This is a genomic window from Streptomyces sp. NPDC055400 (assembly GCF_053644375.1).
The window spans coordinates 691,407-703,851 of the sequence record NZ_JBSHLM010000003.1; the positions used below are offsets into that span (position 1 = coordinate 691,407).

The following is a 12,445-nucleotide window of genomic DNA, read 5'->3' on the forward strand; positions in this document are numbered from 1 at the left end:
CGGGGCCGTCCCGACCCGTGAGAATGGACCCGTGCGGTACCGAATCCTGGGCGTCACCGAGGCGTACGACGATCACGGCACAGCCCTGCCCGTGGGCGGACAGCGCCTGCGCGCCCTGCTCACGTCGCTCGCGCTGCACGCCGGCCGCACCGCCCCCGCGGACGCGCTCATCGACGGCGTATGGGCCGACGAGCCACCCGCCGACGCGACCGCCGCCCTCCAGGCCCTCGTCGGCCGACTGCGCCGCGCCCTCGGCAAAGACGCCGTCACCTCGCAGGCGGGCGGCGGCTACCGCCTCGCCGCCCGCCCCGACGACGTGGACCTGTACGTCTTCGAGCGCCTCGTGCGTGAGGGCACGGCCGCCCTCACGGCACATGACCCGGCGACCGCGTCCCGCGCCCTGGGCGACGCGCTCGCCCTGTGGCGCGGCCCCGCACTCGCCGACCTCGCCGACCGCACCGCCGCGACCCGCCCCGAGGCCCAGCGCCTCGAAGCGGCACGCGCGCGCGTGGAGGCCGATCTGCGGCTCGGCCGTGCCGCGGACGTCGTACCGGAGCTGACCGAACTCACCCACGCCCACCCGTACGACGAGCCGCTGCACGCGCTCCTCATCCGCGCCCTGCGCGACGCGGGCCGCGGCGCCGACGCACTCGCCGCCTACGAGACGGCCCGCCGCACCCTCGCCGACGGCCTCGGCGCGGACCCCGGCCCCGAACTGGCCGCCCTGTACGCCGACTTGCTCGACCCCGCCCGCGTCCACGCCCGCGACTCAGGCCGCCCGGCGCCGCCCCGGCAGCCGCAGCGCGCCGGCAATCTGAGGCCACGCCTCAACTCGTTCGTCGGCCGGGAACCCGAACTCGACGCCATCCGTTCAGACTTGCAAGCGGCCCGCCTCGTCACCCTCACCGGACCCGGCGGCTCCGGCAAGACCCGCCTCGCCGAGGAAGCCGCCGCCGAGCACCCCCGTGCCTGGCTCGCCGAGCTCGCCCCGCTCGACCAGCCCGAGGCCGTGGCGGGCGCCGTCGTCAGCGCCCTCGGCCTGCGCGAGACGGTCCTGATGACCAGCGAGCACTCGGCGCCGCAGGACGACCCCGTGGCGCTGCTCGTCGAGCACTGCGCCCAGCGCAGCCTGCTCCTGATCCTTGACAACTGCGAACACGTCATCGACGCCGCGGCCGCGCTCGCCGAGACCCTCCTCACCCACTGCCCCGGCCTCACGGTCCTCGCCACCAGCCGCGAACCCCTCGGCGTGCCCGGCGAGTCCGTGCGCCCCGTCGAACCCCTGCCACCCGACCCCGCGCACCGCCTGTTCGACGAGCGCGCCCGCGCCGTGCGCCCCGACTTCGACGTCACCGGCGACCCCGACGCCGTGGCCGAGATCTGCCGCCGCCTCGACGGCCTGCCGCTCGCCATCGAACTGGCCGCCGCCCGCCTCAGACTCCTCACCCCCCGCCAGATCGCGGACCGTCTAGACGACCGCTTCCGCCTGCTGACCAGCGGCAGCCGCACCGTACTGCCCCGCCAGCAGACCCTGCGCGCGGTCGTCGACTGGTCCTGGGACCTCCTCGACGAACAGGAGCGCACGGTCCTGCGCGAGGCGTCCGTCTTCGCCGGCGGCTGGGACCTGGAGGCCGCGGAGGCCGTCTGCACCGGCCCCGCATCCGACCTGATCGGCGCGCTCGTCGACAAGTCCCTCCTGGTGGCCACCCCGGGCGACGGCAGCATGCGGTACCGGATGCTGGAGACGATCCACGAGTACGCGACCGAACGCGCCGCCGAGACACCGCTGCTGCGCGCCGAGGCCGAGCGGCGCCACGTCGCCTGCTTCCGCGCCCTCGTCGAGAAGGCCGACCCGCTCCTGCGCTCCGCCGAGCAACTCCCGTGGATCGAGCGCCTGGAGACGGAGCTCGACAACCTCCGCGCCGCCCTGCACCGCTCCACGGTCACCGGCGACACCGAGTCCGCGGTGAGACTCGCCCTCTCCACCGGCTGGTTCTGGTGGCTGCGCAACTACCGCAGGGAGGGCACCGAATGGATCGGCCACATCCTGGAGCAGCTGCTCCCGACGCCACGCCCGCAGCGCCCGTCCCCGTCCGACTGCCGGGTCCCCTCGCGCGACGGACGGACGTTCCCGGTGGTGGGCGATCTGGCGGACGAGGACGACCCCCTGTACTGGCCGCTCATGGAGCTGCGGCTGCTGCACATCTTCTTCGTGGCCCAGACCCTGCCCGAGAGCGCCCTGCGCGGGGAGGCCGACCGGGAGTACCTCATGCGGGTGCGCGACGCCTTCGCTCCGCCCGGGCCCGCGGGGGCGCGCTTCCCCGGCATCATCTGGCCGTTCACCGTGCACTTCCTGGACAACCCGGAGGACGTCAGGACCGCCCTCGACCAGGCCGTCGCCAACTGCCGTGTGTACGGCGGCGCCTGGGAGACCGGCGTCACCCTGATGTTCCGTACGCACACGGCCGTCGACAGGTCGGGCAGTCTCAAAGGGATCGACGACGACCTCGCCGAACTGCGTTCCATCAGCCGCCGCGTCGGGGACCGGTGGATGCGCGCCCAGGTGTGCAGCGCAGCCGGTGAGGCGGCCGTCGCGCGCAGCCGGTTCGACGAGGCGAAGGGCGAGTTCGAGGAGGCGCTGCGCCTCGCCTACGAGGTGGGCGCGTACGCGGAGGCGCCGTTCCTCATCGCCCGGCTCGGTGAGATCGCCTACCGCTCCGGCGAGCGCGACGCGGCGCGCAAGCTCCTGGCCGAGGCGATCGGGGAGGCCGACCGGTACGGGGTGCCGGATCCCCACGCGTACGTGCTGCTCCTGAACGCCGTGATGGCGGTGGAGGACGGCGAGGTGGCGCGGGCCCGCGCGCTGTGCGACGACGCGGCCACGGAGTCGTCGCGGGGCACCCCGCCACCGCAGTTCACGGCGCTCGTCGGCGGTGTCGACGCGCGGATCACGGCGGCCGAGTCGGGGCCCGCGCGCGGCCTCGCGGTCCTCACGGAGGCCCTGCGGTACGCGGTCGAGAACCGCTGCGCGGAGAGCGTCAACGCGGACCTCGCGGGCCGCGGGGCGCTCTTCCTGGCCCAGCTGGGCGACACGGAGGGCGCGGTGGGGCTGGTGGCCGCGTCCGACGGCTGGCGCGGCGGCGCCGAGCGCCCGCTGCCCGAACGCACCGAGATCGAGGCGTTCGAGGCGGCGGCCGGGGCCGCGCTGGGCGCCGCCCGGTACGCCGACGCGCACGCCGCGGGGGCTGGGCACACGGCGGCCGAGGCGGTCACGCTCCTGACGGAACGCGTCCGCCGCTTCAACTGAGACCCCTCGGCCGAGGCAGCTCACCGGCAGGTGAAACGGGACTCAGCCCAGTCCCCGACCGCGAGGGAGTCGAACTTCGTCTGCGGCTCGGTGACCAGCCGGATCGCCTTGCGCCCCGCGAGATCCACATGAACCGGAACGGCAGGGTCCCCGCCCCTGAGGACCTGTGACTTCCACAGGCGCACCCCGTCCGCGTACACGGAGAACCGCACCGCTCCCGTGCCGAGCGTCATGTCGTCGACACCGGCGAAGGCGTCGTACGCGGTGCAGCTGCGGTTGAGGTCGACGGTCACGGAGGAGTGCGCGTGGACGGTGACGCCGTTCGCGTACTGTTTGTCCGCGATGCGCAGGCCGTAGCGCTGCCACACCCAGCTGCTCTCGCCGGGCCGGATCTCCGGCTCGGTGCCGTCGCCGAGCCCGCCGTACGACAGCTGGTTCAGCTGGTAGACGGCCGGGGCGGGCGGGGGAGGCGTGGGCTTCGGAGTGGGTTTGGGCGTCGGCTTCGGGGCCGGCTTCGGGGGTGGTGTCGGCTTGGGCGTCGGCTTCGGGGTGGGCTTGGGCGTCGGCTTCGGCGCGGGCTCGGGGGGAGGCGTCGGCTGCGGGGCCGGCGGCTCGGGCTTCGGGGGAGGCGTCGGCTTCGGCGGGGGGATCGGCTGCGAGACCGCCGGCTTCTCCTTGCGCGCCTCCGGCTCGGGCTTCTGCGGGTCGCCCACGAGGGCGATCGCCACCGCCACGGCCACGCCCGCGGCGACCACACCGGCCGCGATGCCCGCCTTCACGGGCGCGCCGAGCCCCTCGGACGCCGCGGCGCCCCCGCCCGCGGCCCCTCCGGAACTGCCGCCGGCCGCGGCCGCCGCACCGGCGCCCGCCGCACTCGCGGCGCCGCCGCCGATGAGCGCGACCACCTTCGCGTACCCGGCGGCACCGAACCAGCCGATGACCGCGACCGGCACGACACCGGGGATCCCGCTGGCGACTTCCTTGATCTGACCGGCGGCGAGCCGGCACTTGGCGCACTCCTCCAGATGCTTGCGCAGGCCGCGCTCGGCCCGGGTGCGCAGGCTTCCGCGGGCGTACGCGCCGAGCCGGTCGGCGTAGCGCGCGCACTCCTCGTCCTGGGTGAGGGTGGTGCTCACATGGGCCTGGAGGTACGCCTCCTTGAGGCCCTCGCGGGCGCGCTTGGCCAGCACGCGCGTGCCGTTGGCGTCGAGGCCGAAGAGCGTGGCGACCTCGCTGGGCGACTCGTCCTCGACCTCCGTGTGCCACAGGACGGCCTGCCAGCGCTCCGGCAGGGACCGGAAGGCCTGCATGGCCATCGACTGCTCGGCCTCGTGCATCGCGAGGACGTCGGCGCCGAGATCCAGGGTGTCGTCGTCGGAGACCTCACTGGAGCGGGCGGCCTGCTGGGCGAACACCGCGAAGTCCTCGACCAGGTGCTCGCGCTTGGCCGACTTCGTCCAGCCCGCGGCGACGCGGCGCACGGTGGTCAGCAGATAGGCGCGCACCGCGTGTTCGGGCCCCCTGCCGCCGCGCACGGCCTGCAGCATGCGCGCGAACACCTCGGCGGTGAGGTCGTCGGCGGTGTGCCCGTCCCGGCAGCAGGTGCGTGCGTAACGGTGAACGGCGGCCGAGTGACGGCGGTACAGCTCCTCGTACGCGGTGTCGTCGCCGGACCGCATACGGGCGATCAGGTCGGCGTCCGCGGGAGGCGTTTCGCGCGGGGGCGGCAGGACGGAGGTGCCCGGATCCACGCCGTGCTCGCGCTGCTGCGGGACGCTCAGGTCGGAGCGGTCCTCGCCCGGGGCGGCGGAAGGGCCGGCGGGGGCCGGGGGGCCGGGGGGTTCGGAGACCGGCGAGTCGTCCCGGCGTGGACCTCCCTGGCTCGGCACCTGGCGCGCGGGCAGCCCGCCGGTCCCGGTGTCGCCCGCACCACTGTTCTCGAGTGGCTCGTCCCGCCCGTCAACGCTCATCGCGGAAAGCCCCCGACCACACACTCAGACCCGAACACGCGGGAAAGAGTGCCACAAGGGCGGCCCGCACCACCTGCCGGTGCCCGTCAACCACTCATCCGTGGAAACTTCGTACGGCGAAGCAATAGCTTTCACTCGTACGGGTAGTGGTTAACCTCCGTACCAAAAACGGGAGTTGGCCGCGCGCGACGCGCATGCGCCACCCGCGGCCGTCACCGGTCCTGCGCCGTGCTGCCCGCCCTCACGCGGGCCGCGACCGCAGCCCTTCGAGCAGGATGTCCAGAAGTCGGGACGAGGCCGCGGCCTGCTGTGCGGCGTCCGGCAGCGAGGGCGCCGCCGTGGCGATCACCAGCAGTACGTCCGCCACCGTCACGTCCTCACGGAGCTCCGACGCCGCGCGCGCCCGGTCCACGAGCTGCCCGACGACCTCGAGCAGCTCCGCGGCGCCCGCGTCGTCCGCCGGCACGGCCTCGGTGACCGGGGCCGTGCGCTGCTCCACGAGACGCAGCTCGGGCGGGACGCCGGCGTGCCGCTGCTGCGGAACCCGCGTCTCGTCCCGGACCGCGCCCGCCGCGTCGGCCCGCTCGTCGGGGACGCCGACGCGCAGCACCTGCGGAGGCAGCAGCCGCCCCGCACCGGAGGCGACGGACGTGCGCAGGAAGCGCGACAGCGCCGACCACGGCTCGTCCTCCTGGCCGAGGGCGGCCCGCGCCTGGTCGGTCAGCCGGGAGGTCTCCTCCTCGGCTATGCGCCGCACCAGTACGTCCTTGCTCGGGAAGCGCCGGTACACCGTGCCGACACCGACCCGGGCCCGCCGCGCCACGTCCTCCATCGGCGCGCCGTACCCCAGCTCGCCGAAGACCTCACGCGCCGCGCGCAGGACGTGTTCCAGATTGCGCTGGGCATCCACGCGCAGCGGCGCGGCACGCGAACTGTCGCCCGCGCCGCGCCCGTTACCGCCCGCCGTAGCGGCCGGTCCGCCGGCCATGGCCGGAGCGGAAGCCGCGGAAGTCCATTGAGAGTCCTGAATGTGCATATGTGTTCCCCCGGTAATGACGTCTCCCCCCGGAGACTCTCCCCGCCATTGGAAGCCGGAGCGTGAGGAACAGGCCAGTTCCACGGACCCGTCCGACGGATCCGTCAGCGCATCCCCCGACACCCCGACAGCACACGAACATAGTTGAGCCGGAGTCAATTCAGAAGGGGCAGGTTCCGCACGGAGCGCCCCCCGAACGGAGTACGCGGCGATTCCACCCCGATTGCACCCCCGCGCCTCACCCGCCACACACCCGCTGACCTGCGGACATGTCCTGTACTCCGGCAATTCGCCCGACCGGCTGCCGGTGCGGCCGCCGGTCACACAATTTGCCGGGGCTGTGGACAAACTCAAGTGGCCGATGCGTCATGGGGTGGTGCCGATGCCGAAGACTGCTTCTTCCCGGGGGACGGCCCCGGAAGTCCCGCGTACGCGCGTCCTCGTCGTAGGGGGCGGATATGTCGGGATGTACGCCGCCCTGCGCCTCCAGCAGAAACTCAAACCGGAACTGAGAAGCGGCCGGACCGAGATCGTCGTCGTCACCCCCGACCCGTACATGACCTACCAGCCGTTCCTGCCGGAGGCCGCCGCCGGATCCATCTCGCCGCGCCACGTCGTCGTGCCGCTGCGCCGCGTCCTCGGCAGGTGCCGCGTCATCGTCGGCGAGGTCACGGCGGTCGACCACGGCAAGCGCACCGCCACGTTCACCACGCTCGCCACCGAGGAGGAGGGCACGGGCGCCGTCGAGATCACGTACGACGAACTCGTCCTGGCACCCGGCTCCGTCTCGCGCACCCTGCCCGTGCCCGGGCTCGCCGACCACGGCATCGGCTTCAAGACCGTCGAAGAGGCCATCGGCCTGCGCAACCACGTCATCGAGCAGCTGGACATCGCCTCCTCGACCCGCGACCCCGCCATCCGCGACGCGGCCCTCACCTTCGTCTTCGTAGGGGGCGGTTACGCGGGTGTGGAGGCACTCGGCGAACTCGAGGACATGGCGCGCTACGCCGCGGGTTACTACCACAACGTCACCGCGGACGACCTGAAATGGATCCTCGTGGAGGCCAGCGACCGCATCCTCCCGGAGGTCGGCGAGGAGATGGGCCGCTACACCGTCAGCGAACTGCGGCGCCGCAACATCGACGTACGCCTGCGGACCCGGCTCGAATCCTGCGAGGACCGGGTCGCCGTCCTCGACGACGGCTCCCGCTTCCCGACCCGCACCGTCGTGTGGACCGCGGGCGTCAAACCGCACCCCCTGCTCGCCGCGACCGACCTGCCGCGCAACGAACGCGGCCGCCTCACCTGCACCGCCCAGCTCGCCGTCGACGGCGCTCCGCACGCCTGGGGCGCGGGCGACGCGGCCGCCGTCCCCGACATCACGGCCGGCGGGGAGGGCAAGGAATGCGCGCCCAACGCCCAGCACGCGGTGCGCCAGGCCAGAGTCCTCGGAGACAACATCGCGGCCTCCCTGCGCGGCGAGCCCCTCACGGACTACGAGCACAAATACGCCGGCTCCGTCGCCTCGCTCGGCCTGCACAAAGGTGTCGCACACGTCTACGGGCGCAGGCTGAAGGGCTACCCTGCCTGGTTCATGCACCGCGTCTACCACCTGAGCCGGGTGCCGACCGTGAACCGGAAGGCCCGTGTCCTGAGCGAATGGATACTCTCCGGGCTCTTCAAGCGCGAAATCGTCTCCCTCGGCTCGCTCGAACGCCCGCGTGCGGAATTCGAACTCGCGGCCGGGGGAAACCCGCCGGGCAGCCCCCCGGCGAACCCGCCCCAGGACCCGAAGGGGTCGACCTGACCGGACTCAGGAACTCCCCCTCAAGGACCGGCGTCTGACGGATGTCGGTCCGGTCGGTCAGACTGGTCCATGACCCTGGCCGGCTCCTGACCGTGGGCGGACCGACCGCCACGTTGCCCTTCCCCGCGCTCCCGGTCTCCCGGCCGGACAGGGGAGACCCCACCCGACCTCACGAGGCTTTCCCCACAGTGAACTTCACGCGCTGGAGCGCCCGGCTCCCCGGAACGCAGCGCCGCGCGGCAGCGCGGTCCGACCATGGCGTCTCCCAAAGCCAGCGAGGGGAAGGCGCCGTGCCCGCCGCCCGCCACGAACCCCCGTCCGACGACGCGCCCACGCCCGCCGCCGGCATCGACGAACTGCCCGCACGCGAGGTCCTCGACCGCGTCCCGGCCCTCGTCGCCCTCGTCCACGGCCCCGACCACCGCATCGCGTACGTGAACGACGCGTACGTCGCGGCCTTCGGCGACCGCCCCACCGGCGCCCCCGCGCGCGAAGCGCTGCCCGAGCTGGAGGAACTCGGCCTGCTGCCGCTGCTCGACCAGGTCCTGCGCAGCGCCAAGCCGCGCACGGTCAAGTCCCGCAAGGTGGCCGGCGGCCGCTCGTACACGTTCACCTGCACACCCGTGACGGTGCCGGCCGGCGAAGCGGACGGTGACGACGAAGGGGCGGGGCAGGAACGGCCAGGCGGCTTCGGCGTACTCGTCTTCGCGACCGACGTCACCGACCACGCCGAGGCCGCCGAGCGGCTGCGCGCCAGCGAGCGCCGCCAGCGCGAGACCGCCGTCACCCTCCAGCGCTCCCTCCTGCCCCAGGAGCTGGAGCAGCCCGACGACCTGCGCATCGCGGCCACCTACCAGCCGGGCGGCACCGAGGCCGCGGTCGGCGGCGACTGGTACGACGTGATCACCCTCGGCGGCGGCCGCACCGCCCTCGTCATCGGCGACGTCATGGGCCGCGGGGTGCGCGCCGCCGCCGTCATGGGCCAGCTGCGCACCGCCGTCCGCGCCTACGCCCGCCTCGACCTGCCGCCGCACGAGGTGCTCCAGCTCCTCGACGGCCTCGCCATCGAGATCGACGCCAACCAGATCGCCACCTGCGTCTACGCGGTCCACGACCCGAACGAGGGCCGCCTCGTCTACGCGTCGGCCGGCCACCTCCCCATCCTCGTACGCGACGAGAGCGGCACGATCCACCGCGCGGAGGAGCCCACCGGACCCCCGCTCGGCACCGGCGGGTGGCTGCACGCCTCCGGATCGGTGCCGCTCGGCCCCGGATCGACCGCCGTCATGTACACCGACGGCCTGGTCGAACGCAGGGACGAGGACATCGACGAGGGCGTCGCCTCCCTGGAGCGCGCGCTCGCCGGCGCCACCGGCACACCCCAGGTCGTGTGCGACCGACTCATCCGCGCGGCAGGCGTCACCGCCGACCACGACGACGACGTGGCCGTCCTCGTCCTCCAGCACCCGGCGCGCACCGGACCCGACGGAGAGCTGTTCCGCAACGCAGCCCTGGAACTCCTCGGCGGCGTCGAAGCGGCCCCACGCGCGCGTGCCTTCGCCTCGGGCGTACTCGCCAGCTGGCGCTTCTCACCGGAGCTGCACGACCTGGGCGTCCTGGCCGCCAGCGAACTCGTCGCCAACTCGCTCCAGCACGGGACGCCCCCCATGCGCCTCAGGCTCCGCCGCACCGACCGGCGGCTGATCATCGAGGTCACCGACGGCGACGACCACCTCCCGCGCCGCCGCCGCGCCGAACCCGCCGACGAGGCGGGCCGGGGCATCGCCATCGTCGCCACGATCGCCTCGAACTGGGGGTCCCGGCGCACCCCGGGCGGCGGCAAGGCGGTCTGGTGCGAGTTCGCCCTGCCGCGTACGCCGTAATCCGGCCGGGCCTCAGGCGGACGCGGCCGCGGGCACCGGCTCGACCGGAGCCCCGCCCTCCGCCACGATGCGGCTCTTCGCCAGAGACGGCTGGTCCTGCACGGGCGACAGATGCCGCCCGAGCCGCACCGCGAGGAACGTGATGCCCAGCGAGAACAGCACGAACGTCACGATGTACGGACCGTGCAGCGCGGCCCCCATGGGCCCGCCGACCGCCGGACCGACGGCCAGTGCGAGCTGCTTGACCAGTGCGAACGCCGAGTTGTACTGACCGACCGTCCCGGCCGGCGCCAGATCGGCGACCAGCGGCGCCACGGTCGGCGACAGCATCGCCTCACCCAGACCGAACAGCGCGTACGTCGAGATGAACGCGGCCGTGGCCATGGCCATGCTGCCGTGCCCCACACCCGCGTACCCGGCCGCGAGCCACGCGACCGCCCACACGAGCCCGACCGCGGCGATCACCCGGGACCGCCTGCGCCGCTCGACGAACTTCAGGACCGCGAACTGCGCGACCACGATCATCGCGGTGTTGGCGGCGAGCGCGATGCCCAGCGTCGACGGGGAGATCCCCGCCGCCTCCACGCCGTACGCGCTCAGGCCCGACTCGAACTGCCCGTAGCAGGCGAAGAACAGCACGAACCCGAGGACGCACAGCTGGACCATGGCCCGGTGCCGGAACAGCGCCCGCAGCCCGCCGCCCGTCCCGGAGCCACCCTTCGGCACGGCCCCGCCGATCGCCGGCGCGTACGGCATCCGCACGAAACCGACGACAGCGGCGAGCACGAGGAACATCACGGCCTCGATGCCGAACAGCAGGGTGAAGCTCGACGGGCGGCTCTCGTCGACGATCTGGCCGCCGATGAGCCCGCCGATGCCGAGACCGAGGTTCTGCAGGAAGAACTGCATGGCGAAGGCGCGCGTACGGGTGTCCGGCGTGGACGTCCACACGATCATCGTGGCGAGCGCCGGCTGGATCACGGCCGTGCCCGCACCGAGCACCGCCGCCGACAGGATCGCGGTCGGCCGACCGCCCGCGAGCCCGAGCCCGAGCGCACCGACAGCCGCCACCACCGTGGCGACGACCAGGACGGGCACGGGACCGCGCCGGTCGATGGCCCGTCCCGTGAACGGCAGGACGACCAGAGCGGCCATGGCGAAGGCGGCGAGCACGATGCCCGCAGCTCCGGCCCCGAGACCTCGCACCTCAGCGACGTACACATAGAGGAACGGGACCGTGAACCCGACGCCGAACGAACTCAGCGCGCTGCCCACCTGGATCCGACGCATCGCTGCGCCCATCGCCCTGGTCACTTTCACCTGCCTTAGGAGTTAGAAGTGAAGACTTCGAAGCTAAAGTTAGGATCTAAACAATACACACCGAAGGACTTCAACGCCAAGCCGCCCGTGCCATACTGCGGGCCATGGGCGACAACCCCGGCGACAGTGAGCCGACCCTCGACGAGCAGATCGCCGCGTACCAGCGCGAGTTCCAGGACCTCGACCCCCAGGTCGAGCAGATCGTCTCCGCGCTCGGCCGCCTCAACAGGCGCATGAACGTCGCCTACGGCCGTCAGACCGCGAACCTCGGCATCTCGAGCGCCGACTGGGAGGTCCTCAAGGCCCTCGTCCTCTCCGGCGCCCCGTACCGCATGGGCCCCGGCGACCTGGCGAAGCGCCTCGGCCTCACCCCGGCCGCCATGACCCACCGCATCGACCGCATGGTCGGCGAGGGCCTGGTCACCCGCGACCGCGACGAGTCCAACCGGGTACGCGTCATCGTCGAGCTCACCACCGAGGGCCGCGCCAAGTGGCTCGAGGCGATGCGCCTCGCTTCCGGGTTCGAGGAGGACCTGCTCCAGGACCTCTCCTCCGACGAGCGGGGAGTCCTGGGCGAGGTCCTGACCCGCCTGCTGCGCCGCGTCGAGGACGCCCAGCCGGACGCCGGCGGCCGCCTCACGGACCTCGACTGAAAAGAAGTTGCCAGGAGGGTGTTGACATGACCCTCCTCGATACGTAAGGTTCTTCGAGTTGCCACGGAGCCGTAACGGTTCTGCGACAGCACCTCCGCCGCTCAAGCGGCACCCCCACCACCAGCACGATCTCCCTCCGGGACCGAATTCGGCGTGCCCGAATTCAATTCGATTTCGGTGCGGCGGCCCGATTAGGAGCCGCCGGGAGAATCCGCTAAAGTCTGGGACGTCGGAACGGCCCAACAGCCGGGAAGACACGGCATAAAGATCCGGCTCCGCCGGGTGGCCACTGACTGGAAATCAGGCCCGAAAGGATCTGATAGAGTCGGAACCGCCGGAAAGGGAAACGTGAAAGGTCGAAAGGCCGGAGCGGAAACCTGAAAGGCGCCGAGGAAATCGGACGCGAAAGAGTCTGATAGAGTCGGAAACGCAAGACCGAAGGGAAACTGCCCGGAGGAAAGCCTGAGAG

7 protein-coding genes are annotated in these 12,445 nt (G+C 72.9%); 4 read left to right on the plus strand and 3 right to left on the minus strand.

Annotated features, from left to right (window positions below):
• Window positions 1-31 precede the first annotated feature (31 nt).
• Window positions 32-3,307, plus strand: a complete 3,276-nt coding sequence (locus ACWIGU_RS11295) for a BTAD domain-containing putative transcriptional regulator (protein WP_454399625.1) — start codon at window positions 32-34, stop codon at window positions 3,305-3,307.
• Window positions 3,308-3,327: 20 nt separating this feature from the next.
• On the opposite strand, the gene ACWIGU_RS11300 is transcribed toward ACWIGU_RS11295, so the two are convergent.
• Both ACWIGU_RS11300 and ACWIGU_RS11305 read right to left on the minus strand, forming a co-directional pair.
• Window positions 3,328-5,277, minus strand: a complete 1,950-nt coding sequence (locus ACWIGU_RS11300; RefSeq protein ID WP_454399627.1) for a sigma-70 family RNA polymerase sigma factor — start codon at window positions 5,275-5,277, stop codon at window positions 3,328-3,330.
• Between the two features lie 241 nt (window positions 5,278-5,518).
• A complete protein-coding gene (locus tag ACWIGU_RS11305; RefSeq protein WP_454399629.1) occupies window positions 5,519-6,313 on the minus strand; it encodes a TetR/AcrR family transcriptional regulator in 795 nt (264 codons plus the stop codon).
• A gap of 382 nt (window positions 6,314-6,695) precedes the next feature.
• Here ACWIGU_RS11305 and ACWIGU_RS11310 point away from each other — a divergent pair, with 382 nt between their 5' ends.
• Window positions 6,696-8,120 (plus strand): NAD(P)/FAD-dependent oxidoreductase, encoded by a 1,425-nt coding sequence (locus ACWIGU_RS11310; protein ID WP_454399631.1) that lies wholly within the window; start codon window positions 6,696-6,698, stop codon window positions 8,118-8,120.
• 188 nt (window positions 8,121-8,308) lie between these two features.
• Window positions 8,309-10,003: an ATP-binding SpoIIE family protein phosphatase gene (locus tag ACWIGU_RS11315; protein WP_454399633.1), complete on the plus strand. Its 1,695-nt coding sequence runs from the start codon at window positions 8,309-8,311 to the stop codon at window positions 10,001-10,003.
• A 12-nt stretch (window positions 10,004-10,015) separates the two neighbouring features.
• Here ACWIGU_RS11315 and ACWIGU_RS11320 read toward each other — a convergent pair whose 3' ends face one another.
• On the minus strand, window positions 10,016-11,305 hold the full coding sequence (locus ACWIGU_RS11320; protein WP_454399635.1) for an MFS transporter: 1,290 nt from the start codon (window positions 11,303-11,305) through the stop codon (window positions 10,016-10,018).
• A gap of 122 nt (window positions 11,306-11,427) precedes the next feature.
• Here ACWIGU_RS11320 and ACWIGU_RS11325 point away from each other — a divergent pair, with 122 nt between their 5' ends.
• The gene (locus ACWIGU_RS11325) at window positions 11,428-11,976 is read left to right on the plus strand and encodes a MarR family winged helix-turn-helix transcriptional regulator (protein WP_454399637.1); all 549 of its coding nucleotides are present in this window, start codon (window positions 11,428-11,430) and stop codon (window positions 11,974-11,976) included.
• The last annotated feature ends 469 nt before the right edge of the window (window positions 11,977-12,445 follow it).